Below are 26,138 nucleotides of genomic sequence, written 5' to 3'. Positions count from 1 at the left end.
GACACACCAGCCCGAGGAGCGCCCCGAATGAGTCTGACCCTGAGGACCATCAGTCGTGAGCAGCATCTGGCGTATATCCAGACACTGCCGTCGGCGAGTCATTGCCAGGTCCCGGCATGGGCTGACGTGAAGAGCGAATGGCGCTCGGAGAACCTGGGCTGGTTCGACGACAGGACCGGCCACCTGGTCGGTGTGGGCCTGGTGCTCTACCGGCAGCTGCCCAAGCTGAAGCGCTACCTCGCCTACCTTCCCGAGGGCCCGGTCATCAACTGGTACGCCCCGAACCTGGACGAGTGGCTCCAGCCGATGCTGGCGCACCTCAAGCAGCAGGGCGCCTTCTCCGTGAAGATGGGCCCGCCCGTCGTGATCCGCCGCTGGGACGCTCCGGCGATCAAGGCGGGCATCCAGAACCCGGACGTGAAGCGGCTGCGGGACACCGAGGCCACGTACGTCGAGCCGCGTGCCTTCGAGGTCTCCGACCGGCTGCGCCGCATGGGCTGGCAGCAGGGCGAGGACGGCGGCGCCGGCTTCGGTGACGTACAGCCCCGCTTCGTCTTCCAGGTGCCGCTGGCCAACCGCTCCCTTGACGAGGTACAGAAGGGCTTCAACCAGCTCTGGCGACGGAACATCAAGAAGGCCGAGAAGGCCGGCGTCGAGGTCGTCCAGGGCGGCTACCAGGACCTCGCCGAATGGCAGCGCCTCTACGAGATCACGGCCGTGCGCGACAAGTTCCGTCCGCGCCCCCTCGGCTACTTCCAGCAGATGTGGCAGGCCCTCAACTCCGAGGACCCCAACCGCATGCGGCTGTACTTCGCGCGGCACAACGGCGTGAACCTCTCGGCCGCCACGATGCTCGTCGTCGGCGGGCACGTCTGGTACTCCTACGGCGCCTCGGACAACATCGGGCGTGAGGTCAGGCCCTCGAACGCGATGCAGTGGCGCATGCTGCGCGACGCGTACGCCATGGGCGCGACGGTCTACGACCTGCGCGGCATCTCCGACTCCCTGGACGAGACGGACCACCTGTTCGGCCTGATCCAGTTCAAGGTGGGCACCGGCGGTGAGGCCGCCGAGTACATCGGCGAGTGGGACTTCCCGCTCAACAAGCTGCTGCACAAGGCCCTCGACATCTACATGTCGCGCCGCTGATCCCGCACAATTCCTTCCACCCCTCTGACATACCGCAGACACGAGAAAGGTTCCGGGATCCAGCCATGGCGCTCACGCTCTATGTCGACACCGCGCGCTGGCGGGCACACCACAAGCACGTGCTGGAGCGGTTTCCGGGCATCGTCCCGGTCTGCAAGGGCAACGGCTACGGCTTCGGGCACGAGCGCCTGGCCGAGGAAGCCACGCGCTTCGGCTCCGACATCCTCGCCGTGGGCACCACCTACGAAGCGGCCCGGATCAAGGACTGGTTCAGCGGGGACCTGCTGGTCCTGACGCCGTTCCGGCGGGGCGAGGAGCCCGTGCCGCTGCCCGACCGCGTCGTCCGCTCCGTCTCCTCCCTGGACGGCGTGCACGGCCTCGTGGGCGCCCGTGTGGTCATCGAGGTCATGTCCTCGATGAAGCGCCACGGCGTCAGCGAGCAGGACCTTCCGCAGCTGCATGCCGCCATCGAGGACGTACGTCTCGAGGGCTTCGCGCTCCACCTGCCGCTGGACCGCACCGACGGCTCGGACGCTGTCGAGGAGGTCATTGGCTGGATGGACCGACTGCGCGCGGCCCGTCTTCCGCTGCACACCATGTTCGTCAGCCACCTCAAGGCCGATGAGCTGGTCCGCCTCCAGCAGCAGTTCCCGCAGACCCGCTTCCGGGCGCGCATCGGCACCAACCTCTGGCTGGGCGACCACGAGGCCACCGAGTACCGCGGCGCCGTCCTCGACGTCACCGCCGTCGCGAAGGGGGACCGCTTCGGCTACCGCCAGCAGAAGGTGGCCTCCGACGGCTGGCTCGTCGTCGTCGCGGGCGGTACCTCCCACGGTGTGGGGCTGGAGGCCCCGAAGGCCCTGCACGGCATGATGCCGCGCGCCAAGGGCGTGGCCCGCGCCGGCCTCGCGACCGTCAACCGCAACCTCTCGCCGTTCGTCTGGGCGGGGAAGCAGCGCTGGTTCGCGGAGCCGCCGCACATGCAGGTGTCGATCCTCTTCGTGCCCTCCGACGCCCCGGAGCCGAAGGTCGGCGAGGAGCTGGTGGCCCACCTGCGGCACACCACCACCCAGTTCGACCGGATGGTGGATCGCTGAGCCCGAAGGCTCTGACAGCCCGGTACGCCGAAGGGGCCGGACACGACATGAGTTGTGTCCGGCCCCTTCGGCCGTGAGCCGCCTCAGTGGGGCGGCCCGGCGCCGGCTCAGCGGGGCAGCTCGACCGCCGATCCCCATTTCACCGCGGGCCCCGCGGTGGAGTGCGCCACGGTCCGCGCCGGATACGCCGCGGCCCCGAGCACGAAGACGTCCTCGGCGGAGTCCAGGACACCTCCCGAGGGGTCGTCGTCCCCGCCGCGCCGGACCGGGTCCCGCTCCGGCATCCAGATGTCGCGTACGACCACGGCGCAGAGGTACAGCGTTCCCAGCAGATGGACGGCGATCACCACCTGGTAGCCCTCGGTGGGCAGCCCCTTGTGGGCGTCTCCGCTCGTCGTGTACGCCAGGTACATCCAGATCCCGAGGAAGTACGCGACCTCACACGCCTGCCAGATCAGGAAGTCGCGCCAGCGGGGCCTCGCGAGCACGGCGAGGGGGATGAGCCACAGGACGTACTGCGGTGAGTAGACCTTGTTGGTGAGGACGAAGGCGGCCACCAGCAGGAAGGCGAGCTGTGCGAAGCGCGGCCGGCGCGGCGCGGTCAGGCCGAGTGCGGCGACGCCCAGGCAGGCGAGGAGCATCAGCGCCATGGCGAGCACGTTGACCGTCTCGGTGCTCAGCGGCGAGTCCATGCGCTGGGACAGGATCAGCCAGAAGGAGCCGAAGTCGACGGGGCGCTCCTTGCTGAAGGAGTAGAACTTCGACCAGCCGTCATTCGCCAACAGCATCACCGGCAGGTTGACCACCAGCCAGATCCCCGCCGTGCCGAGCAGCGCGGCCCCGAACTCCCGCCACCGCCCCGCACGCCAGCAGAGGATCAGCAGGGGCCCGAGCAGCAGGAAGGGATACAGCTTGGCGGCCGTCGCGAGGCCGAGCAGCACACCGAAGGCCAGGGCGCGCGAGCGCGACCACATCAGCATCGCCGCGGAGGTGAAGGCGACGGCGAGCAGGTCCCAGTTGATGGTGGCCGTCAGCGCCAGTGCCGGGGAGAGGGCGACGAGGAGCGCGTCCCACGGGCGCCGCCGGTGCGTACGCGCCACGCAGACGGCGACGACCGCCACGCAGACCATCAGTATCGCGGAGTTGACCATCCAGTAGGCCTTCTCCTGATGCGGCATGGAGCCGCTGCCGGGCGTCACCCAGGAGGCCACTTCCATGAACGCGCCGGTCAGCACCGGGTATTCGAGGTACTCCATGTCGCCGGGCAGCTTGTCGAAGTACGGCACGAGGCCGTCGGCGAATCCGCGTCCCTGGTAGAGGTGCGGGATGTCGGAGTAGCACGCGTGCGTGTACTGGGAGCTGGTGCCGAAGAACCACGCGCCGTTGTAGCACGGCATCTTCTGGACCATCCCGAGCGCGAACATGCCGATGGCGATCAGCGCGATGATGCGCACGGGGGACCACCAGGTGGCCGCGTAGAGCATTCTCCGGCCGAGGGGGCCACCGATCAGCTCGCTGCCGGCCCGGGCGACCTCGTCCTCCTTCGTGGGCCGTACCGGCTCCGGCTCATGCGGCCGCACGGGCTCGTACGCACTCGTGCTCGGTGTCTCTGCGCCGCGGCCGGCGCTGGGGTCTGCACTGGGCATGCCCGCCATCCTGCCGTAAGCGGCTGGGAACGCGGAGAGGACCGCCGCACCGGTCGGTGCGACGGTCCTCGTTTCACGTGAAACATCGGCGGGGCGGGCTCGGCCCCGCGGTCAGCCGAAGATCCCTCCGTGGTCCTCCTGGCCCGGTGGCTCCTCCGTGGCCGACGGCGACTCGCCGCCGGGACCGCCGCCGGGACCGCCGCCCGGGCCGCCGTCCTCGCCTCCGCCGTCCGCACCACCGCTGTGGTTGCATTCCCAGTCGAACTGGTCGCAGGACTCGGTGGGGTCGGGCGACTTCGTGGGCGGTTTCGTCGTCTCGGTCTCCGAGGGCGTCGGCGACGAAGGCTCCTCCGTCTCCTTCTCGGTCACCGTCGGGGAGGGCGGCGGGGGCGACGTCTCACCGACGATGGAACCGATCGGTTCCGGCACGGGGAACGCCTTGGGAGGCGTGTTCTTGAGCGCCTCCGCCATGTAGTTCTGCCAGATCTGCGCGGGGAATGAGGCACCGTGGATCTTCGCCTCGCCACCCGTGCCGAACATCTCCAGGAACTGGCGCTTCTTGTTGGACTCGTCGTCGTCGAGCCGGTACATGCTGACCGCCGTCGACAGCTGGGGCGTGTACCCGACGAACCAGGCGGACTTGTTGCCGTCGGTCGTACCGGTCTTGCCGGCGACCTGCCGATCGGGGAGCTTGGCCGAGGTGCCCGTGCCCTTCTCCACCACGGTCCGCAGAACGTCCGTGACGTTGTCGGCCACCTCCGGGGAGAAGGCCAGCTTGGTCTCCTTCGAATGCTTGTAGACCTCGTTGCCCCCGTGCTCGACCTTGCTGACCGAGTAGGGCTCGTTCTGCTTGCCGCTGGCCGCGAACGTGGAGTACGCCCCGGCCATGCGGATCGCGCTCGGCGACGAGGTGCCGAGCGAGAAGGACGGGTAGTCCGCGCCGGCCATGGAGGTGTCGTCCTTGAGACCGGCCTCCATGGCCGTCTGCTTGACCTTGTCCAGGCCGACGTCCATGCCGAGCTGGACGTATGCCGAGTTGACCGACTCCCTCATCGCCTCGCGCAGGTCGATCTGGAAGGACGGCCGGTTGTACGACTGGTCACCGTCGTTCTTCTGGTTCCACTGCTTGCCGTCGCGGTCCGTCCAGACGGTCCCGTCGTAGTTCTGGATCTTCAGCTCGTTCTTGCCGCTGTACAGGCTCTTCGGATTGACGATCGTGCGCTGGCCGTCACCCTGCTCCGGCGGACCGTCGGGGTCGCGCACACCGTGCTTGAAGGCCGCGGCCAGCACGAACGGCTTGTACGTCGAACCGACCTGCGCACCGGTCTGGTCGGCGTTGTTGGTGAAGTGCTTCGTCGCGTCCTCACCGCCGTAGATGGCCTTGATCGCGCCGTCCGCCGGGTCCACGGAGGCACCGCCGAACTGGACGTGCGTGTCCTTGTCCGGACGCAGCTTCGGCTTGATCTTCGCCTTGCGGACCTTGTTCACCGACTTCTCCAGCGCCTTGACCTTGGCCCTGTTGAAGGTCGTGTGGATCTCGTAGCCGCCCTGCCGGAGCTCTTCGGCGGTGATGTCGGAGTTCCGGATGACGTACGCCTTGGCGAGGTCCACGAGGTAACCGGTCTGACCGGCCAGGTCGACGTTGGACCGCGGGTTCTGGAGCTTGGGGAACGTCCGGTACTTGTTCCGCCGCTCCTCCGACAGCCAGCCGTCCTTGACCTCCTCGTCGAGGATCCACTTCCACCGCTTCTTGGCGCGGGCGGTGTTGTCCTCCCGGCTGGCCGCGGGGTCGATCTCGGGGGCGCCGGCGGGGTCGTAGTACGTGGCTCCCTTGAGCACCGTCGCGAGCAGCGCGCACTCGCTCGGGTTCAGCGCCTTGGCCTCCTTGTCGAAGTACGCCCTGGCCGCCGCCTGGATGCCGTACGCCCCACGTCCGTAGTAGGCCGTGTTGAGGTAGCCGGCCATGATGTTTTCCTTGGATACGGTCCGGCCGACCTTTATGGAGATGAAGAGCTCTTTGAACTTACGGCTGAACGTCTGCGACTGGTCGCCCAGGCGCGCGTTCTTCACGTACTGCTGGGTGATCGTGGAGCCACCCTGGGTCTGCCCGCCCTTGGCCATGTTGACCAGGGCACGCGCGATGCCCATGGGGTCGACGCCCTTGTCGTCCTCGAACGTCTTGTTCTCCGCCGACATGACGGCGTAGCGCATCTCTTCGGGGATGTCGTCGTAGTCGATGATCTGCCGGTTGCGCTCACCGCCCGTCGCGACCATCTGCTTGCCGTCGTCCCAGAAGTAGACGTTGTTCTGGGCCGTGGCCGCCTTGGCGACCTCCGGCACCTCCACCAGGGCGTACGAGATGCCGGCGACCGCCATCAGGCTGCCGAGGAAGCCGATGAACACGCCGGACACCAGGCGCCACGACGGCACCCAGCGCCGTGCGCCCTGCCTGCCCGCGCGCGGGTAGTCGATGAACCGCTTCTTCCCGGACGGCTGCGGGCCACGGCCCCTGCCGCGCCCTGCGCCGCCGGTCCCCCCGGCTCCACCGCCACGACGGCCACCGCCGCCGCCACCACCGGCGCCGTCGGCGGCCCGGCGGCGGCCGCCCGTGGCGCCGACGGAACCGCTGCGCTGGGCGGCGCGCCGGGCCTCGGCCCGACCGCCGTAGGTACGGCCCCCACCCTCTCCGGGCCCGGACCCGTGCGGCTCGTGGGAGGAAGAAGACGATCCGGTGGCATCTCGCGGTGCCGCGCGGCGGCCCGACGGCGCTCCTGGGGCGCCACGCCTGGCCGCGGCGCGTCCGCCGCCCTGCGGCTGCGGCGGCTTGCGACGGTGCTCGCTCATCGAACGATTACTCCTCGGGCAGGCGCAGTTGTCCGCGCCTGGAAACGGCGGCTGGTTTCCGGTCCCCCCGAAGTGCGGACGAGCCGGTTCCGACCCTCACCCGCACTACACCAGGGACGACGACGCTCCCTGGCGTCACATGGTTCCCGGTGGCATACATGGCGCACAGACTACGCACCGTCAAAACCCTCTAGAGCCGAAGTTCACCCCAAATCAGGCAAGTTCCTTCCTACGAATCGGTGATGTGACGCCGTTCACCGTGGCCCCTCTTGTCTCAACCCGGTCACCGTTCTATCGTCTCGATGTATCGAGTCGATACATCAGCTCGGCATAAAGGCCGTACTGAAGGACCGCGGCAGACGGGAGGCGAAGATGAGCAGGCGCTCCGGCATCCTGGAATTCGCCGTGCTCGGACTGCTCCGCGAGTCCCCCATGCACGGCTATGAGCTGCGGAAACGCCTCAATACATCATTGGGCGTGTTCCGCGCCTTCAGCTACGGGACGCTCTACCCCTGCCTCAAGACGCTGGTCGCCAACGGCTGGTTGATCGAGGAGACGGGCAGCACCTCCGAGGAAGCCCTCGCCGCTCCGCTCGCGGGGCGTCGCGCCAAGATCGTCTATCGGTTGACGGCGGAAGGTAAGGAACACTTCGAGGACCTGCTCTCGCAGACCGGCCCCGACGCGTACGAGGACGAGCACTTCGCCGCCCGCTTCGCCTTCTTCGGCCAGACCTCGCGGGACGTGCGCATGCGGGTGCTGGAGGGCCGCCGCAGCCGCCTCGAGGAACGCCTGGAGAAGATGCGCGCCTCCCTGGCCCGTACCCGGGAGCGCCTGGACGACTACACGCTTGAGCTGCAGCGGCACGGCATGGAGTCCGTGGAGCGCGAAGTGCGCTGGCTGAACGAGCTCATCGAGAGCGAGCGCGCGGGGCGGGACCAGCACCGGTCCGCCTCCCGGGGTTCCGCTCAGCAGGACAGCACATCCGGGGAGTCGGCGGGCCTGCCCCGGCGGCGGGAGAACGACCCGCCGCCGGATCCGTCCGATGACCCCACCAAGTGAGACCCAGCATTCCGCCGGGTCTCATCCGGAATACCGAGATCACACAGGGAGCAACCGGAATGGGTTCGGTTCGCGTAGCCATCGTCGGCGTGGGCAACTGCGCCGCCTCGCTGGTCCAGGGCGTCGAGTACTACAAGGACGCCGACCCGGACACCAAGGTCCCGGGACTGATGCACGTCCAGTTCGGCGAGTACCACGTCGGTGACGTCGAGTTCGTCGCCGCCTTCGACGTCGACGCGAAGAAGGTCGGCCTCGACCTCTCGGACGCCATCGGCGCCAGCGAGAACAACACCATCAAGATCTGCGACGTGCCGAGCAAGGGCGTCACCGTCCAGCGCGGCCACACCCTCGATGGCCTGGGCAAGTACTACCGCCAGACCATCGAGGAGTCCGACGAGGCCCCGGTCGACGTCGTCCAGATCCTCAAGGACCGCGAGGTCGACGTCCTCGTCTGCTACCTGCCCGTCGGCTCCGAGGACGCGGCGAAGTTCTACGCGCAGTGCGCCATCGACGCCAAGGTCGCGTTCGTCAACGCGCTGCCGGTCTTCATCGCCGGTACCAAGGAGTGGGCGGACAAGTTCACCGAGGCCGGTGTCCCGATCGTCGGCGACGACATCAAGTCCCAGGTCGGCGCCACCATCACGCACCGAGTGATGGCGAAGCTGTTCGAGGACCGCGGTGTCCGCCTCGAGCGCACCATGCAGCTGAACGTCGGCGGCAACATGGACTTCAAGAACATGTTGGAGCGTGACCGCCTGGAGTCGAAGAAGATCTCGAAGACGCAGGCCGTCACCTCGCAGATCCCCGACCGCGAGCTGGGCGAGAAGAACGTCCACATCGGCCCGTCCGACTACGTGGCGTGGCTCGACGACCGCAAGTGGGCCTACGTCCGCCTTGAGGGCCGTGCCTTCGGTGACGTCCCGCTGAACCTGGAGTACAAGCTCGAGGTCTGGGACTCCCCGAACTCCGCGGGTGTCATCATCGACGCCCTGCGCGCCGCGAAGATCGCCAAGGACCGCGGTGTCGGCGGCCCGATCCTCTCCGCGTCGTCGTACTTCATGAAGTCGCCGCCGGTCCAGTACTTCGACGACGAGGCCTACGACAACGTCGAGAAGTTCATCAAGGGCGAGGTCGAGCGCTAAGCGCCCGCTTCCCGCCGCGCGTCGAGGGTCCCCGGGCATTGCGCTCGGGGGCCCTCCTCGCTGTTGAGTCCATACGAGGGTGAGGCCCATGGCTGTCGTCGGTGACCTGCGTGTTCTGCTGCGCCTGCGGGACTTCCGACGCCTGCTCGCCGTACGGCTGGTCTCCCAGAGCGCGGACGGGGTCTACCAGGTCGCGCTGGCCACCTACGTCGTCTTCTCCCCGGAGAAGCAGGCCTCACCAGGGGCGATCGCCTCGGCCATGGCCGTGCTGCTCCTGCCGTACTCGCTGGTCGGGCCCTTCGCCGGCGTCCTGCTCGACCGCTGGCAGCGCCGCCAGGTCTTCCTGTACGGCAACCTCCTGCGGGCCGCGCTCGCCGCGCTGACCGCCGTGCTGATGCTCAGCGGCGTACCCGACTGGCTCTTCTACGCCTCCGCGCTCTGCGTCACGGCCGTCAACCGCTTCGTCCTGGCCGGCCTCTCCGCCGCCCTTCCCCGCGTGGTCGACGCGGACCGCCTGGTCATCGCCAACTCGCTCTCGCCGACCGCGGGCACGCTCGCCGCGACCGCGGGCGGCGGCCTCGCCTTCCTCGTGCGCCTGGTGGCGTCGGACTCCGACGCTGCGGTGGTCCTCCTCGGAGCCGCCCTGTACCTGTGCGCCGCGCTCGCCTCGCTGCGCATGGCCCGCGAATTGCTCGGCCCCGATCCGGGCCTGGTCCCGCCACGGCTCGCGGCCGCGCTCGCCGGCACGGCCCGCGGGCTGGCCGCGGGGCTGCGACACCTGCGGCGACGCCCGGCAGCGCTGCGCGCTCTCACGGCCATGACGGTGATGCGGTTCTGCTACGGCGCCCTGACGGTCATGGTCCTGATGCTGTGCCGGTACGCCTGGTCGTCGTCGGAGTCCGAGGGGCTCGCGCTGCTCGGGCTCGCCCTCGGCGTCTCCGGAGCGGGCTTCTTCGTGGCGGCCGTGGTCACACCTGTCGCGGTGGGACGCTTCGGGGCCGGGGGCTGGATCATCGTCTGCGCGGGCGCGGCAGCGGTCCTGGTGCCGGCGCTCGCCCTCTCCTTCGCGCCCGCTCCGCTCCTGGTCGCCGCCTTCGCCCTCGGCGTGACGACGCAGGGCGCGAAGATCGCCACGGACACGGTGGTCCAGTCCGCCGTGGACGACGGCTTCCGCGGCCGCGTCTTCTCCCTCTACGACGTCCTCTTCAACGTCGCCTTCGTGGGAGCGGCGGCGGTGGCGGCGCTGGTCCTGCCGCCGGACGGACGGTCGGTCTCCCTGGTCGCGGGGGTGGCGCTGCTCTACGCGGCGGTTGCTGCGTCTATGGCCCGGTTTGACTTGCAGTAAGTGTCACATCAGTGCCACAGAGCCTCTCTCAGCTTCAGAGTGGCGGTCCCACCTCGGTAACTTACGGGCGTCGTATTCGCGCCATCGCGCTTTCGTTCGAGGGGGACCCCCAAGTGACCACTCCGCCGCCCCAGGGCCAGGCTCCTTACCCGCCCCAGGGCCAGAATCCCTATGGCCAGCCGCAGGGGCAGAACCCCTACGGTCAGCCGCAGGGGGGTGCCCCCTACCCTCCGCAGCAGGGCCAGCCCGGCGTCCCGCAGCAGCCATATCCGGCCTTCAACCAGGGCGGACCCGTGCCCCCGCCGCAGCCGCAGCGCCGACCCCTCAAGTTCTACCTGCGGATCGCGGGTGCGGTGGTGGTCGTCATCATGATCGCGATCGGCTACTTCGCCAGCCAGGACGACGCGGATACCGCCAAGGTCGGTGACTGCCTGAAGTCGGCCTCGTCCTCCTCGCAACGCATGGAGGTCGTGGACTGCTCGTCCTCCGAGGCGGAGTCCAAGGTCATCAAGAAGATCGACGGCCACTTCACCCAGTTCAGCGCGGAGACCGAGTGCCGCAAGGTGGAAGGCGCCACCGGCTTCTATGCGGAGACCGGCAAGGGCGACGAGTTCCTGCTCTGCACGAAGGGCGCCTGATCTGACGCAGGCGCGAGCCTGCACGTCGACGGCGGTACACCGAGGGGCACTGTTTCACGTGAAACAGTGCCCCTCGGTCTCTATGGGCCCGGTTGGGGTGTTTCACGTGAAACACCCCGTCCGAGCCGTTCAGCTCTGCGCGGCCCACCACTCCTTGAGCGCCGCCACGGCCGCTTCCCGCTCCATCGGCCCGTTCTCCAGCCTCAGCTCCAGCAGGAACTTGTAGGCCTGGCCGATCACCGGCCCGGGACGCACGTCCAGGACCTCCATGATCTCGTTGCCGTCGAGGTCGGGGCGGATGGCGTCCAGCTCTTCCTGCTCCTGGAGGCGGGCGATGCGCTCCTCCAGGCCGTCGTACGCACGCGACAGCGCGCTCGCCTTGCGCTTGTTGCGCGTTGTGCAGTCCGAGCGGGTGAGCTTGTGCAGACGCTCCAGAAGGGGGCCCGCGTCGCGTACGTAGCGGCGGACGGCCGAGTCCGTCCACTCGCCCGTGCCATAGCCGTGGAAGCGCAGGTGCAGCTCGACCAGGCGCGAGACGTCCTTGACGAGTTCGTTGGAGTACTTGAGGGCCGTCATGCGCTTCTTGACCATCTTGGCGCCGACCACCTCGTGGTGGTGGAAGGAGACCCGGCCGTCGTCCTCGAAGCGCCGCGTCTTCGGCTTGCCGATGTCGTGCAGCAGCGCGGCGAGCCGCAGCGTGAGGTCGGGACCGTCCTCCTCCAGCTCGATCGCCTGCTCCAGGACGATCAGCGAGTGGTCGTAGACGTCCTTGTGACGGTGGTGCTCGTCCCGTTCCAGACGCAGGGCGGGCAGCTCGGGCAGAACCCGCTCCGCGAGGCCGGTGTCGACCAGCAGGGCGAGGCCCTGGCGCGGGTGCCGGGACAGGAGCAGCTTGTTCAGCTCGTCCCGCACGCGCTCCGCGGAGACGATGTCGATGCGCTCGGCCATGGCCCGCATCGCGGCGACGACCTCGGGGTCCACCTCGAAGTCGAGCTGCGCGGCGAAGCGCGCGGCCCGCATCATCCGCAGCGGGTCGTCCGAGAAGGACTCCTCGGGGGTTCCGGGGGTGCGCAGGACGCGCTCCGCGAGATCGTCGAGCCCGCCGTGCGGGTCGATGAACTCCTTTTCGGGCAGCGCCACAGCCATCGCGTTGACGGTGAAGTCGCGACGGACGAGGTCCTGCTCGATGGAGTCGCCGTAGGACACCTCTGGCTTGCGGGAGGTCCTGTCGTACGCCTCCGACCGGTAGGTCGTGACCTCGATCTGGAAGCTCTGGTCGGCGTCCGCGACACGGGCGTCCTTCTGGCAGCCGACCGTGCCGAAGGCGATCCCGACCTCCCACACGGCGTCCGCCCAGGGCCGCACGATCTTCAGCACGTTCTCGGGGCGGGCATCCGTCGTGAAGTCCAGGTCGTTGCCGAGCCGGCCCAGGAGGGCGTCCCTGACCGAGCCGCCGACCAGGGCGAGAGAGAACCCGGCCTCCTGGAATCGGCGGGCGAGCTCGTCCGCGACAGGGGACACCCGCAGCAGTTCGCTGACCGCGCGGCGCTGCACCTGGCTCAGTGCGCTGGGATTGTCTTCATTGGCGTTCGGCACAACAGAAAAGGGTACGTGCACCGGGCCACCGGAGCCGACCCGATTCCCGCCGGGCGCGCACGGCGCGCTCCGGCGGACACGGCCGCCTGTTCCGATGGCGTGGAGCAGTCCGCGGCACTTCGCCACAGCGCACCTCGTTACCATGCGTGGACGCACAACCGACGACCACTGACGACGAGGGATAGGCGAACGCGTGGCCGAGGCGGCAGACTTCCCGGGGACACGCCCCACACCTGCCCGCCGGTGGCTGCGGCGCACCGCAGCACTGCTGGTGGGTACCCCTTTGCTGGCCGGACTCCTGCAGGTCCCGGCGAGCCCGGCCGCGGACGCCGCGGTTCCCGAGGCACCGGTCGCCGCCGCCACGGACAAGGGGCCCGTCGAGGTCTCGCTGGACGAGCTCACCCCCGCCGTCCCCCGTGAGGGCGACACGGTCACCGTCTCCGGCACCGTGACCAACACACGCAAGCAGACGGTGACCGACGCGGAGGTCGGGCTGCGCCTGGGAGCGCCCCTCAGCGGTCGCAGCGCCCTCGACAGCGCGGCCAGGCGCAAGGACTTCCAGCCGGGCGCCGACGGCGCCGAGGTGGGCGGCAAGCACGTCGACAAGATCGCCAAGCTCGTCCCCGGCGTGCCCACGGACTTCAGCATCTCCGTCCCGGTGAAGGCGCTCGACCTGGGCGAGGACGGCGTCTACCAGCTCGGCGTGACTCTCACCGGGCAGAGCGCCGCCCAGCCCTACCCCCAGGTGCTCGGCATCGAGCGGACCTTCCTGCCGTGGCAGCCCGACGGCGCCGAGACCAAGACGAAGACGACGTATCTGTGGCCGCTCATCTCCGAGACGCATCTCACCGCGGAGACGGGGTCCGACGAGCAGCAGACGCCCGTCTTCAAGAACGATGACCTCGCCGACGAGCTGGCCGCCGGCGGTCGCCTGCAGCAGCTCCTCGCGCTGGGCAGCGACCTCGACGTCACCTGGGTGATCGATCCGGACACGCTGGCCTCGGTCGAGGCGATGACCGAGGGCTACCGGATCCGCAACGACGACGGGAAGACCACCAGGGCGGGCAAGCACCAGGCCGTTGCCAAGCAGTGGCTCAACGACCTCGAGGCCGCCGTCAAGGACGAGAAGGTCGTCGCCCTTCCCTTCGCCGACCCCGACCTGGCGTCACTCGCGCACACCGGCAAGGGCGTCACCGGCTCCCTCAGTCACCTCAAGGAGGCCACTGAGGCCGGGGTCAGCGCGGTGAAGGCGATCCTGCACACCGAGCCCAGCACCGACTTCGCGTGGCCCGCCGAAGGGGCCATCGACCCGTCGATCGTGGACGTCTCCACCTCGGCGGGCGCCCACACGGTGATCGCCCGCAGCGACAGCCTCCGGGAAAGCCAGGCCCTTCCGTACTCGCCGACCGCGGCCAGGCCCATCGGCGGCGGCACGACGGCTGTGGTGGCCGACGCGCGCCTGTCCACCGCCTTCCGCGGTGACATGACGGTGAGCGAGGACGCCACGCTCGCCGTGCAGGAGTTCACCGCCCAGAGCCTGATGCTCAACCAGCAGGTCCCCGGCAAGCAGCGCAGCATCGTGATCGCCCCGCAGCGCATGCCCACGGTCAGCCAGGCCCAGGCGATGGCCAAGGGCCTCACGGCTCTGCAGGAAGGCACCTGGACGCAGTTCCAGGGGCTGACCGCGGCGGCGAAGGCGAAGCCGGACCCGCAGGCCACGACGCGGGTGCCGTCCGCCGGGGCGTACCCGGCCGCGCTGCGCAAGCGGGAGCTGCCGCAGTCGGCCTTCATGACCTTCCGTGACACACAGAGCGCCCTGGAGCGCTTCCAGGTCATCCTCACCAAGAGGGACCGCGTGGTCACCCCGTTCAGGCGGGCCATAGACCGCGGGATGTCCACGTCCTGGCGCGGCCGTCCGGCCGAGGCGACCACCTACCGCGACGGCGTGCAGAACTACCTGAACAGCCTCACCAAGCAGGTCTCGCTGATCAAGAGGTCCGACGCCAAGCTCTCCGGGCGCAGCGCCACCATCCCGGTGTCGGTGCAGAACAACCTGGTGCAGGGCGTGGAGAACCTGACGCTGCGGCTGTACTCCAGGAAGCCGAGCCGTCTGAAGATCGGCGACGGTGAGTACGAGGAGAAGCAGGTAAAGATCGCCGGCGGGCACTCCCAGTCGGTGAAGTTCACCACCACGGCCAAGGCCAACGGCCCGGTCCCGGTGTACGCCCAGCTCTTCACGGAGGACGGGCAGCCCTACGGGGACCCCGTGCACTTCGAGGTCAACGTCACCGAGTTCACCCTCGCCGTGATGCTCGTCATCGCCGGTGGCCTGCTGCTCCTGGTGCTCGCCGGATTCCGGATGTACACGCAGCGCAAGCGCGCGGCGCGCAAGCGGGCCGAAGAGGGCCCGGACGAGGGCCCCGAGGACGAGAACGGGGCCGCTGCCGAGGCCGGCGACCCCGAGCAGCCGAGTGACCCGACACCGGACACCGCTCCCGAAAGCACCGACCCGTCGGACACGGGTGAGAGAGTGGACCGTTGAGCGATGTCGTGGCCGGTGGGCCCGGGGACGATGAGGTGGGGTAATCCATGAACGCGCCGTACGACGGTGACCGTGGCGAGGGCTCGGGTGGCCCTGGCCCGGCCGGCGGCCCCCCTCCGGGCCCCGGCGACCACGGGCAGCAGGTCCCACCGCAGCCCGCGCCCGACGTGTACCTCCAGGACGCCTACGACCAGGACCCCTACCGCGGACAGGACCTCTCCGCCCAGGACCCGGTCGCCGAAGCGCTCTACGACCGCGCGGCGCACCCCCCGCCGCCGCCCGGCACCTACCCCCAGCAGCCGCTCTACGGCCGGCCGCCCGTCTCGGAGCACGCGCCGGACCCCCGCGTCTGGGCGCAGCCCCCGGCCCCGGAGCCGGAGGGCCCCTCGCGGCACCTGCCGTACGGCGACGACGCCCGTACGACGCAGTTCGTGGGCGTCGACGACCTGGTGACCCAGGCCGGCGAGGAGTACCACGAGCCGGACGCCTTCGCGCATCTCTACCGCGACCAGCAGGCCGGCGGATACGGCGGCCGGCAGGCCGAGTACCAGCAGGGCGTTCAGCAGGGCGGTTATCAACAGGACGGCTACCAGCAAGGCGGTTATCAGCAGGGCGGCGGCTACCCGCAGGGCCACGGGCACCCGCAGAACCAGGGCCAGGGCTCCCCCCAGGGGAGCGGTTACCCGCAGGGCGGCGGCTACCAGGGCCAGGGCTACCCCGAGGGCAACGGCTACCAGCAGCCCGTCGACGGCGGCTACGCACCCGCCGACCAGCCGATCGTCCCGGCCCCGGCCCCCGAACCGGCTCCGGCGCCCGCCTCCGCGCCGGCGCCCGCGGCGAAGTCGGGCGGCCGCGCCTCCAGCCTGCTGAAGTCGAGCGCCCTGATGGCGGCGGGCACGATCGTCTCCCGCCTCACCGGCTTCCTGCGCACGCTCGTCATGGCGGCCGCGATCGGCGTCGCCACGCTCAACGACTCGTACCAGGTCGCGAACACCCTGCCGACGATGATCTACGTCCTGGTCGGCGGCGGCGCCCTGAACGCGGTGTTCATCCCGCAGCTCGTGCGCGCCATGAAGAAGGACGAGGACGGCGGCGAGGGCTACGCCAACCGGCTCCTCACCCTGGTCATGGTGCTGCTCGCGGGCGTCACCGTGATCTGCGTGGTGGCGGCTCCGATGTTCGTGCGGCTGATGTCGCCGACGATCGCGAGCGACCCCGTCCGCATGGAGGTCACCGTCACCTTCGCGCGCTTCTGCATCCCGACCATGTTCTTCATGGGCGTGCACGTCGTGCTCGGGCAGATCCTCAACGCCCGCGGCCGTTTCGGCGCGATGATGTGGACCCCGGTCCTCAACAACATCGTGGTCATCGCCACCTTCGGCGCCTTCATCTGGGCCTTCGGAAGCTTCACCGACTCCGGTGTCGCCCCCGCCAACATCACGCCGGACGGCGTACGCCTGCTCGGCCTCGGCACGCTGCTCGGCCTCGTCGTGCAGTCGCTGGCCATGCTTCCGTACCTGCGCGAGGCCGGGTTCAAGATCCGCCTCCGCTTCGACTGGCGCGGACACGGTCTCGGCAAGGCCGCGCGGCTGGCGAAGTGGACCTTCTTCTTCGTCCTCGCCAACCAGCTCGGCATGGTCGTCGTCACCCAGCTGGCCACCAGCGCCGGTACGACGGCCTCCGGCCAGGGCCACTCCGGCACGGGCATCACCGCGTACAACTACGCGCTGCTCCTGTGGCAGATGCCGCAGGCCATCATCACGGTCTCCGTGATGACCGCGGTCCTGCCGCGCATCTCCCGGTCCGCGAACGACGACGACCCCGCCGCCGTCCGTGACGACATCTCGTACGGTCTGCGCACCTCGGCGGTGGCGATCGTGCCGTGCGCCTTCGCCTTCCTCGCCCTCGGCGTCCCGATGGCGACGCTGCTGTACGCGGGCTCCGGCTCGGGCGCGCAGAACATCGGCTACATCCTGATGGCCTTCGGGCTCGGCCTGATCCCGTACTCGGTCCAGTACGTCGTCCTGCGCGGGTTCTACGCCTACGAGGACACGCGCACGCCGTTCTACAACACCCTCATCGTGGCCGCGGTCAACGCGGCGGCCTCGGCGCTCTGCTTCTTCGTCCTGCCCGCCCGGTGGGCCGTCGTCGGCATGGGAGCCTCCTACGGCCTCGCGTACGCGGTCGGAGTGGGTGTGGCCTGGCGGCGCCTGCGCACGCGGCTGGGCGGCGATCTGGACGGCGCACAGGTGGCACGTACGTACACCCGGCTCTTCGGGGCGTCGATCCCGGCGGCCCTGGTGGGCGGCGCCGTCGGCTTCGCCATCCTGCGGGCCCTGGGCACGGGGGCGCTGCCCTCTCTGGTCGCGCTGGTCGCGGGTGGCGTCGCGCTCATCGCCGTGTTCTTCGTGGCCGCCCGAAAAATGCGGATCGCGGAGCTCAATTCGATGGTCGGCATGGTCCGCGGCCGTCTCGGACGCTGAGATGAGCGCTACCGCACAACCATCGTTCGCTACCGCGTGTCGTGCATAGCACCGGACTGTGGGCACAATTGGCTTTGGCGTCTGACGAAGCGCAACGGATGGGGAGGCAGGAACGACGGTGGCGGAACGGAGCACGGCTGCCGTCGACGTGGCAGACAACAGTGGTGACGAGCCGCTGACCGCCAAGGCGGAGAAGGCCACGGCCGACGGGGCGGCCCAGACCCGGGAGCGGGACACGGCAGCTGACGAAGACGGGGCGGAGACCGACAAGCCCGAGAGCCGAGGGACGACCTCACCCCCAGAGCTGCACAGCGGTCACAAGCTCGCCAGACGCTACCGCCTCGAAGAGTGCGTCACCCGTCTGGACGGCTTCAGCAGTTGGCGCGCGGTGGACGAGAAACTCCGCCGTGCCGTCGGCGTGCACCTGCTGCCCGCGGACCATCCGCGGGCCCGCTCGGTGCTGGCCGCGGCGCGTTCCTCGGCCCTTCTGGGAGACCCGCGTTTCGTGCAGGTCCTGGACGCCGTCGAGGAGAACGACCTCGTCTACGTCGTCCACGAGTGGCTTCCGGACGCCACGGAACTGACCGCGGTCCTCGCCGCGGGCCCGCTGGAGGCACACGAGGCGTATCAACTCGTCAGCCAGGTGTCCCAGGCCATGGCCGCCGCGCACCGGGAGGGCCTCGCCCACCTGCGGCTGACCCCGGGGGCCGTCCTGCGCACCTCCACCGGTCAGTACCGCATCCGCGGTCTCGCGGTGAACGCCGCGCTGCGCGGCATCGAGTCCGATACCCCGCAGCGCACGGACACCGAGGCGATCGGCGCCCTCCTGTACGCGGCCCTGACCCAGCGCTGGCCCTACGAGGACGACGCCTACGGCCTCTCGGGCCTGCCCAAGGACGTGGGCCTCATCGCCCCCGACCAGGTACGCGCCGGAGTCCACCGCGGCCTCTCCGAGCTGGCCATGCGGGCGCTCGTCAACGACGGGGCGACGGCCTCCCGCCAGGACCCGCCGTGCACGACGCCCGAGGAGCTGGTCAAGGCGATCGGCGAGATGCCCCGCATCCGTCCGCCGGAGCCCGCCTTCACCGCGCCCCCCGAGTACCAGCGCACCTCGTACCAGCAGGGCGCGTACAACCGCCCCGCGGCCCACCTCGGCGCCACCCAGCCCGTCGTGCCCCCGCCGCCCCCGCTGCAGAGCCGTACGGGCAGGGCCCTCAAGTGGGCCGTGTCCGCGCTGCTCATCGCCGCGCTCGGCCTCGGCAGCTGGCAGCTCGCGGATGCCCTGATGGACCGCGAGAATTCCGGGGACTCCGACGGCACGACGCAGACCAATGGCGGCGGCGACAAGAACCAGCCCAGGCCCAAGAAGCCGATCAGCATCGAGGACGCGCGGGAGTACGTCGTCAAGGGCCCCGCCCAGTCCCCGGAGAGCGTGGGGAACACCTACGACAAGGACAGCTCCTCGCTGTGGCGCACCAAGACGTTCAACGACGGCCCTGAGATCGCCCCGTACAAGCCCGGCGTCGGTATCGTCTACGACCTCGGATCGGCACAGGACGTCTCGGACGCGTCGATAGCGCTCAAATACGGCGGTTCTCACACCACGGCCACCCTGTATGTCGCGGACTCCTTGACGCCCTCGACAGGGATCGATTCGATGAAGAAGATCGGCGGCGTCACCACCTCGGACACCACCGCGAAGATCTCGGCCAAGAAGCCGGTGAAGTCGCGGTACGTGCTCCTCTGGCTGACGGCTCTGCCGAACTCCGGTCCCGACGGCTACTACCGGGCCGGTTACAAGCAGGCCATCACGGACGTGCGGTTCAAGGGCTGAGGAATCGGCTCGCCGAGGCTCACTGGGGGGGAGGGGGTTCGACGGTGGACGACACCGCGCGCGGCGACATCAGCGACAAGGACCTCCTCGCCCGCCACGTCGCCGGCGACAAGGACGCCTTCGGTGAGATCGTCCGGCGCCACCGCGACCGGCTGTGGGCCGTGGCCCTGCGGACCCTCGGGGACCGCGAGGAGGCGGCCGACGCGGTGCAGGACGCCCTCGTCTCCGCCTACCGCGCCGCCCACACCTTCCGGGGCCAGTCCGCCGTGACGACGTGGCTGCACCGCATCACCGTGAACGCCTGCCTCGACCGCGCCCGCAAGGCCGCCTCGCGCAAGACATCGCCGATCGACGACACCGAGCGCCTCGACCAGCTCCTGGAGCCCGAGGAGTCCGCGGCCGAGCCGGTCGAGCGCGGCGACCTCCACCGCGAGCTGGTGGAGGCCCTGGGCACCCTCCCGCACGATCAACGCGCCGCTCTCGTCCTGGTCGACATGCAGGGTTATCCGGTGGCGGAGGCGGCACGGGTGCTCGACGTGCCGAGCGGCACCGTCAAGAGCCGCTGCGCCCGGGGCAGAGCCAGACTTCTGCCGCTCCTCACCCACCTGCGTACGGGCACGAGTGCGCGGGGGACCAAGAGCGGCGACGCCGGGGGGAGCGAGAAGTCTGCCCCGGAAAGGAACCGGACGCAGGGGGCATCCGTCCCACCGGCAGCGGGACCACGAGACGCAGGACCAAGCGATTCAGCTGCCGTGAAGGGCGGAGGTGGGCGAGCGTGACAGCCACGACCGACTCGGCCGGGCACCCGGAGGTCACCGAGATCTCCGACCTGACCGAGGGTCTCCTCTCCCCGTCGCGCACCAGCGCCGTGCGGCGGCATCTGGACGGCTGTGAGCTCTGCGCCGACGTCTATGCCTCGCTCGAAGAGATCCGCGACACCCTCGGCACGCTGCCGGAGCCGCCCCGCATGCCCGCCGACATCGCGGGCCGCATCGACGCGGCGCTGGCCGCCGAGGCACTGCTGGACTCCCTCGCACCCGACGGCCATGCGCTGAGCAGTCCGGACACAGGGACCCTCGAACACGCCTCGGACGCCTCCGGAGCGCCCTCGGCCGTCGATGTTTCACGTGAAACATCGACGCCCTCCACCCCGGGCATACCCGCCGACCGCCCCGCCGGGCGTCCGCGCGCCGCCACCGGCCCCGGACGCGCAAAGCCGTCCCGGCGCCCGCGCCGTCGTACGGCCGTGCTCGGAGCCGTCTTCACCGCGGCCGCCATCGGCCTCGGTTCCCTGCTCATCCAGGCGGTCGGCGACGACGAAGGCACGACCCCCAGCGCCGGGCGGCATGACTCGGCGGAGTCCTTCTCCGGGGAGAGGCTCAAGGGACGGGTCGCCGATCTCCTCACCGAGAACGCCGGCAAGGAGTCGGGCCATGAGAAGTCCGAGGGCGGGAAGCAGTCCTTCGGCCCGCGCTCCAGCCCTGAGTCCCCGGAAGACGCCCCGATGCGCGCGACCGCGGCCCAAGTGCCGGAGTGCATCCAGCGCGGCATCGGTGACCGCACCCCCCTCGCCGCCGAAGAGGGGTCGTACGAAGGCAAGCGCGCCTATCTCGTCGTGGTGCCGCACGACTCCGATGCCGCCCAGGTGTCCGCGTACGTCGTCGACGCCGCCTGCGTGGGCAAGTCCTCGCCCCGGGCCGGCAAGGTCCTGCTGACGCACTCCTACCCCCAGGGCTGACGGACCGACGTCTTTTCACACCTTCTCTTCATGGGTACTCGCGTCCGCTGCCAGGGGTGTTGTGGCCGACCGCACTCTCCGGCCCCGACATGCTTCCGTACACGCGGACCCGACCGGGAATGCACGCCCCGTAGGATCCGTTGGGTGGGGTGAGAGCCCTGAGACAGGCCCCCACCAGCAGTACGCAGCAGTCCCCAGAGACGAGGAATCAAGCCGTGACCGACGTCCGTAACGTGATCATCATCGGCTCCGGGCCCGCCGGCTACACGGCGGCGCTCTACACCGCGCGCGCGTCGCTGAAGCCGCTGGTGTTCGAGGGCGCCGTCACCGCCGGCGGTGCGCTGATGAACACCACCGAGGTGGAGAACTTCCCCGGCTTCCAGGACGGGGTCATGGGTCCTGAGCTCATGGACAATATGCGCGCCCAGGCCGAGCGCTTCGGCGCCGAGCTCATCCCCGACGACGTCGTCGCCGTCGACCTCAGCGGTGAGATCAAGACCGTGACGGACACCGCGGGCACCGTGCACCGCGCCAAGGCCGTCATCGTCACGACCGGCTCCCAGCACCGCAAGCTCGGCCTGCCGAACGAGGACGCGCTCTCCGGACGCGGCGTCTCCTGGTGCGCGACCTGCGACGGCTTCTTCTTCAAGGACCAGGACATCGCCGTGATCGGCGGCGGTGACACCGCGATGGAGGAGGCCACCTTCCTCTCCCGCTTCGCCAAGTCCGTCACGATCGTGCACCGTCGCGACAGCCTGCGCGCCTCCAAGGCGATGCAGGAGCGTGCCTTCGCCGACCCAAAGATCAAGTTCATCTGGGACAGCGAGGTCGCCGAGATCAAGGGCGAGCAGAAGCTCTCCGGTCTGACGCTCCGCAACCTCAAGACCGGCGAGACGGCCGAGCTGCCGGTGACCGGCCTCTTCATCGCCATCGGCCACGACCCGCGCACCGAGCTCTTCAAGGGCCAGCTCGACCTGGACGACGAGGGCTACCTCCGGGTCGCGGCCCCCTCGACCCGGACGAACCTCACCGGTGTCTTCGGCGCCGGTGACGTCGTCGACCACACCTACCGCCAGGCGATCACGGCCGCCGGCACCGGCTGCTCCGCCGCCCTGGACGCCGAGCGCTACCTCGCTGCCCTCGCCGACAGCGAGTCGGCCACGGCCGCCACCGTCTGACCCCCTCTTTCCCCCGCAACAAGTTAAGGAGACTGCCGTGGCCGGCACCCTCAAGAACGTGACCGACGCCTCCTTCGAAGAGGACGTCCTCAAGAGCGACAAGCCCGTACTGGTGGACTTCTGGGCCGCCTGGTGCGGTCCGTGCCGCCAGATCGCCCCGTCGCTCGAGGCGATCGCGGCCGAGCACGGCGATAAGATCGAGATCGTGAAGCTCAACATCGACGAGAACCCCGGTACCGCTGCCAAGTACGGCGTCATGTCCATCCCGACGCTGAACGTGTACCAGGATGGCGAGGTCGCCAAGACCATCGTCGGCGCCAAGCCGAAGGCCGCGATCGTGCGTGACCTCGAAGCCTTCATCGCGGAGTAACTCAAGGGCTTAGTCACCGCGCCATCGGTGGCGATGTTTCACGTGAAACACGAATGGACCAGTCCCCCGGGGGCTGGTCCATTCGTCGTTCAGAGCGGCCGGAGCGCGGGTTCCTTCTGTACCGCGCCCAACAGCCGGTCCAGCGCCAGCTCGACGTCCTCTTTCCACGACAGTGTCGTCCGCAGCTCCAGCCGCAGCCGCGGATGGCTGGGGTGCGGGCGGACCGTCTTGAACCCCACCGCCAGCAGATGGTCCGCGGGCAGCATGCAGGCCGGCCCCTCCCACCGCGCGTCCCCGAAGGCCTCGATGGCCTTGAACCCCCGGCGCAGCAGATCCTTCGCCACCGTCTGGACGATCACCCGACCGAGCCCCTGGCCCTGGTAACCGGGCATGATCCAGGCCGTTATCAACTGCACGGCATCCGGGGAGACGGGGCTCGTGGGAAACGCGGTCGAGCGCGGGACGTACGCGGGAGGTGCGTAGAGCACGAACCCCACCGGGACGTCATCGACGTAGACGATGCGGCCGCAGGAGCCCCACTCCAACAGGACGGCGGAGATCCAGGACTCCTTCTCCAGCTCCGCGGTCCCGGCCTTTACCGCGGCCTGCCCGCTGACCGGGTCGAGCTCCCAGAAGACGCAGGTGCGGCAGCGCTGGGGGAGGTCCGGGAGGTTGTCCAGCGTGAGCGGTACGAGCCGACGCCCCATGAAGGCGAATCCTCACTTTCCTCGCCCGCTGCGCCGCGGGCGGCTGTCAGAGCACCGCGTTCCCTGAGCAGGCTGCCGACGAACCCGCCAACTGCTCCCAGCCCAAGGCCCGCGGTCATCAGTCCGGTGCGGCTCACCGATCGCATGGCCCCCGCCTCCCCAAAGAGGTGCCGTCAGGTGGATGTGCCATACCTGTACGCATCGTATCCACGATGAGATTGCATCTATACCGTAAGAAAGCAAAGAGCGGGCGGTGTTCCGGTACAGACCGGACACCGCCCGCTCTCGCGGTGACTACCCTGCTGGCTCAGTCCTTGTCGTCCTCGGACTGCTCCTCCGAGTCGTCGTCCGACCCGTTCTGCAGGACGGGGCCCTCGCCCGGGGCCAGCGTGCTCAGGATGCGCTCCAGATCCTCGAGAGAGGCGAAATCGACGACGATCTTGCCCTTCTTCTGGCCCAGGTCCACGCGCACCCGCGTCTCGAAGCGGTCGGAGAGGCGGTCTGCCAGCTTGCTGAGGGCGGGCGAGACGCGGGCGCCGGCCCGCGGCCCCTTGGCCTTCGGAGCGCTCTGCGGCCGTGAACCCATGAGGGTCACGATCTCCTCCACGGCACGGACCGAGAGCCCCTCGGCCACGATGCGGTGGGCGAGGCGGTCCTGTTCCTCCGAGTCCTCCACCGAGAGCAGCGCCCTGGCGTGGCCCGCGGAGAGAACACCGGCCGCCACCCTGCGCTGCACCGCCGGCGAGAGCTTCAGCAGCCGCAGCGTGTTGGACACCTGCGGGCGGGACCGGCCGATGCGGTCCGCCAGCTGATCATGCGTGCAGTTGAAGTCCTTGAGCAGCTGGTCGTACGCAGCGGCCTCTTCCAGCGGATTGAGCTGCGCCCGGTGCAGGTTCTCCAGGAGCGCGTCGAGAAGGAGCTTCTCATCGTCCGTGGCGCGCACGATCGCCGGGATGCGCTCCAGACCCGCCTCGCGGCAGGCCCGCCAGCGCCGCTCGCCCATGATCAGCTCGTAGCGCCCGGCGCCGAGCTGGCGCACGACGACCGGCTGGAGGAGCCCGACCTCCTTGATGGAGGTGACGAGCTCGGCGAGCGCGTCCTCGTCGAAGACCTCGCGCGGCTGGCGGGGGTTCGGCGAGATCAAGTCGAGCGGCAGCTCGGCGAAGTACGCGCCGGCGACGGGCTGCGTCTCCGGTGCGGGCTCCGGCACCTGCTGGTGCTGCTCCGGTGTTTCACGTGAAACAGGACTCTGCGGGAGCGCGGTCACCTTCGCGGCCGCCACACCGCGCTCGGCGGTGAGCACCGGAACGGCCGTGGGTGAGGCCGAGGCCCCCGTCGTGCTCTGCGGTACCTGCTTCTCCGTAGGGGCTGCGGGGATCAGGGCCCCCAGGCCCCGACCCAGTCCTCTCCGTCGATCGCTCACTGCATCCCCTCCGTCATGCTGTGCTGGTCGTTCTGAGCGCCCATCTGCGGGGCGTGCTGGACCTCGTAGCGAACCCCGACTCCGCGCAGTGCGATCTCGCGTGCCGCTTCGAAGTAGGAGAGGGCGCCACTCGATCCCGGATCGTAGGTGAGCACCGTTTGGCCGTAGCTCGGCGCCTCGGAGATACGGACCGACCGCGGAATGCTCGTCCTCAGAACCTCTTCGCCGAAGTGGCTCCGGACCTCCTCGGCCACCTGTGAGGCGAGGCGGGTCCTGCCGTCGTACATGGTCAGCAGGATCGTCGACACATGCAGATTCGGGTTGAGGTGTCCGCGCACCAGGTCGACGTTGCGCAGGAGCTGGCCGAGGCCCTCCAGCGCGTAATACTCGCACTGGATGGGGATGAGGACTTCCGCGCCCGCCACCAGAGCGTTGACGGTCAGGAGCCCCAGGGACGGCGGACAGTCGATGAGGATGTAGTCCAGCGGCTGCTCATACGCCTGGATCGCCCGCTGAAGCCGGCTCTCGCGGGCCACCAGCGACACCAGCTCGATCTCCGCACCGGCGAGATCGATGGTGGCCGGGGCGCAGAAGAGCCCTTCGACGTCCAGCACCGGCTGGACGATATCGGAGAGCGGCTTGCTCTCGACGAGCACGTCGTAGATGGAAGGCACCTCGGCGTGGTGATCGATGCCGAGAGCCGTGGAGGCGTTGCCCTGTGGGTCGAGGTCCACGACCAGGACGCGCGCGCCGTGCAGGGCGAGCGAGGCGGCGAGATTGACGGTCGTGGTGGTCTTGCCCACCCCGCCCTTCTGGTTGGCGACCACCATGATGCGGGTCTGCTCGGGACGCGGCAGGCCCTCGCCCGCGCGGCCGAGCGCTTCTACCGCCAGTTGGGCAGCACGACCGATGGGTGTGTCGTCCATCGGGGTCGGTGTTTCACGTGAAACATCCTCCCCCGCCGATTCGGTACGGGGGCCGGGGACCGGATCGGTCATCGGTCCCGCGATGTTGGCGTCGGACCGCAAGGATTCACTCTCCTCGACATCAGGCTCGCAATGAACAGAGCCTCCCATGCTTTCAGGGGCATGAACCAGCGAGGCCCGGTCTTCTGTGGACGAATCCACCTCTGTGGACAACTCCGTTCCCCTATCGAGGGAACCGAGTGGCCGACGGTCGCGAGGTTCCGCGGCGCGGCCGCGATTGATGATGCCATGCAGCAGTGAGCGACGTTTCACGTGAAACACGATGCACGGCAGCCGGGGTGCCGCTGGTGCGACACCCCGGTATGTGTACGTATGGCAGCTTGTGTGGCGTATGGCTCGTCGTCAGGACGGATCAGCGCCG

The 26,138-nt window shown here is 69.5% G+C and carries 19 protein-coding genes; 13 read left to right on the top strand and 6 right to left on the bottom strand.

From position 1 onward, the window contains the following. Positions 1–27: 27 nt before the first annotated feature. Positions 28–1,149 carry a lipid II:glycine glycyltransferase FemX gene (locus DCW30_RS11130; RefSeq protein WP_076685348.1) on the top strand — a complete coding sequence of 374 codons (1,122 nt, stop codon included), beginning with the start codon at positions 28–30 and terminating at the stop codon, positions 1,147–1,149. A 65-nt stretch (positions 1,150–1,214) separates the two neighbouring features. Then, positions 1,215–2,246, top strand: a complete 1,032-nt coding sequence (locus DCW30_RS11125; protein ID WP_062771400.1) for an alanine racemase — start codon at positions 1,215–1,217, stop codon at positions 2,244–2,246. 107 nt (positions 2,247–2,353) lie between these two features. On the opposite strand, the gene DCW30_RS11120 is transcribed toward DCW30_RS11125, so the two are convergent. Together DCW30_RS11120 and DCW30_RS11115 are read right to left on the bottom strand one after the other, a co-directional pair. Next, a complete protein-coding gene (locus DCW30_RS11120; protein ID WP_373569074.1) occupies positions 2,354–3,901 on the bottom strand; it encodes a glycosyltransferase family 87 protein in 1,548 nt (515 codons plus the stop codon). A 102-nt stretch (positions 3,902–4,003) separates the two neighbouring features. Then, entirely contained in the window at positions 4,004–6,736 is a 2,733-nt protein-coding gene (locus tag DCW30_RS11115; protein WP_076685347.1) for a transglycosylase domain-containing protein, read from the bottom strand. A gap of 372 nt (positions 6,737–7,108) precedes the next feature. Here DCW30_RS11115 and DCW30_RS11110 point away from each other — a divergent pair, with 372 nt between their 5' ends. The 4 genes from DCW30_RS11110 to DCW30_RS11095 all read left to right on the top strand — a co-directional run bounded on the left by DCW30_RS11110 (position 7,109) and on the right by DCW30_RS11095 (position 10,920). Then, positions 7,109–7,795, top strand: a complete 687-nt coding sequence (locus tag DCW30_RS11110) for a PadR family transcriptional regulator (RefSeq protein ID WP_076685346.1) — start codon at positions 7,109–7,111, stop codon at positions 7,793–7,795. Positions 7,796–7,854: 59 nt separating this feature from the next. Then, complete coding sequence (locus DCW30_RS11105) at positions 7,855–8,937, top strand: inositol-3-phosphate synthase (protein ID WP_076685345.1); 1,083 nt, start codon at positions 7,855–7,857, stop codon at positions 8,935–8,937. An 88-nt stretch (positions 8,938–9,025) separates the two neighbouring features. Continuing rightward, positions 9,026–10,282 carry an MFS transporter gene (locus DCW30_RS11100; protein ID WP_076685344.1) on the top strand — a complete coding sequence of 419 codons (1,257 nt, stop codon included), beginning with the start codon at positions 9,026–9,028 and terminating at the stop codon, positions 10,280–10,282. Between the two features lie 293 nt (positions 10,283–10,575). Further along, complete coding sequence (locus DCW30_RS11095; RefSeq protein WP_237283407.1) at positions 10,576–10,920, top strand: LppU/SCO3897 family protein; 345 nt, start codon at positions 10,576–10,578, stop codon at positions 10,918–10,920. A 129-nt stretch (positions 10,921–11,049) separates the two neighbouring features. Here the strand turns inward: DCW30_RS11095 and DCW30_RS11090 are convergent, their stop codons facing one another. Continuing rightward, positions 11,050–12,516: a CCA tRNA nucleotidyltransferase gene (locus DCW30_RS11090; RefSeq protein ID WP_076685342.1), complete on the bottom strand. Its 1,467-nt coding sequence runs from the start codon at positions 12,514–12,516 to the stop codon at positions 11,050–11,052. Positions 12,517–12,709: 193 nt separating this feature from the next. On the opposite strand from DCW30_RS11090, the gene DCW30_RS11085 reads away from it, so the two are divergent. The 7 genes from DCW30_RS11085 to trxA all read left to right on the top strand — a co-directional run bounded on the left by DCW30_RS11085 (position 12,710) and on the right by trxA (position 22,661). Then, positions 12,710–15,058 carry a DUF6049 family protein gene (locus tag DCW30_RS11085; protein WP_076685341.1) on the top strand — a complete coding sequence of 783 codons (2,349 nt, stop codon included), beginning with the start codon at positions 12,710–12,712 and terminating at the stop codon, positions 15,056–15,058. 47 nt (positions 15,059–15,105) lie between these two features. After that, a complete protein-coding gene (gene murJ / locus DCW30_RS11080) occupies positions 15,106–17,541 on the top strand; it encodes a murein biosynthesis integral membrane protein MurJ (RefSeq protein WP_076685340.1) in 2,436 nt (811 codons plus the stop codon). 118 nt (positions 17,542–17,659) lie between these two features. Beyond that, positions 17,660–19,375, top strand: coding sequence for a protein kinase family protein (locus tag DCW30_RS11075; RefSeq protein WP_076685339.1), 1,716 nt, complete (start codon positions 17,660–17,662; stop codon positions 19,373–19,375). 44 nt (positions 19,376–19,419) lie between these two features. Next, positions 19,420–20,154, top strand: coding sequence for an RNA polymerase sigma factor SigM (sigM, locus tag DCW30_RS11070; RefSeq protein WP_076685338.1), 735 nt, complete (start codon positions 19,420–19,422; stop codon positions 20,152–20,154). Then, positions 20,151–21,113, top strand: coding sequence for an anti-sigma factor family protein (locus tag DCW30_RS11065; RefSeq protein WP_076685337.1), 963 nt, complete (start codon positions 20,151–20,153; stop codon positions 21,111–21,113). Before sigM ends, DCW30_RS11065 begins: the two co-directional genes overlap by 4 nt. Before the next feature lie 215 nt (positions 21,114–21,328). Continuing rightward, complete coding sequence (gene trxB / locus DCW30_RS11060; protein ID WP_062771423.1) at positions 21,329–22,291, top strand: thioredoxin-disulfide reductase; 963 nt, start codon at positions 21,329–21,331, stop codon at positions 22,289–22,291. Positions 22,292–22,328: 37 nt separating this feature from the next. After that, entirely contained in the window at positions 22,329–22,661 is a 333-nt protein-coding gene (gene trxA, locus DCW30_RS11055) for a thioredoxin (RefSeq protein ID WP_062771426.1), read from the top strand. A gap of 89 nt (positions 22,662–22,750) precedes the next feature. Here trxA and DCW30_RS11050 read toward each other — a convergent pair whose 3' ends face one another. From DCW30_RS11050 to DCW30_RS11040, 3 genes are all read right to left on the bottom strand, one after another. Beyond that, complete coding sequence (locus DCW30_RS11050; RefSeq protein WP_062771428.1) at positions 22,751–23,368, bottom strand: GNAT family N-acetyltransferase; 618 nt, start codon at positions 23,366–23,368, stop codon at positions 22,751–22,753. Between the two features lie 307 nt (positions 23,369–23,675). Beyond that, the gene (locus DCW30_RS11045) at positions 23,676–24,791 is read right to left on the bottom strand and encodes a ParB/RepB/Spo0J family partition protein (RefSeq protein WP_076685336.1); all 1,116 of its coding nucleotides are present in this window, start codon (positions 24,789–24,791) and stop codon (positions 23,676–23,678) included. Beyond that, a complete protein-coding gene (locus DCW30_RS11040; RefSeq protein ID WP_076689083.1) occupies positions 24,788–25,867 on the bottom strand; it encodes a ParA family protein in 1,080 nt (359 codons plus the stop codon). The genes DCW30_RS11045 and DCW30_RS11040 overlap by 4 nt, the downstream gene beginning before the upstream one ends. Between the last annotated feature and the right edge of the window lie 271 nt (positions 25,868–26,138).

Source organism: Streptomyces alfalfae, assembly GCF_004127445.1.
Classification (GTDB): Bacteria; Actinomycetota; Actinomycetes; order Streptomycetales; family Streptomycetaceae; genus Streptomyces; species Streptomyces alfalfae.
The sequence above is the reverse complement of the archived record's forward strand: the minus strand, read 5'-3'. Positions and strand labels throughout refer to the sequence as shown.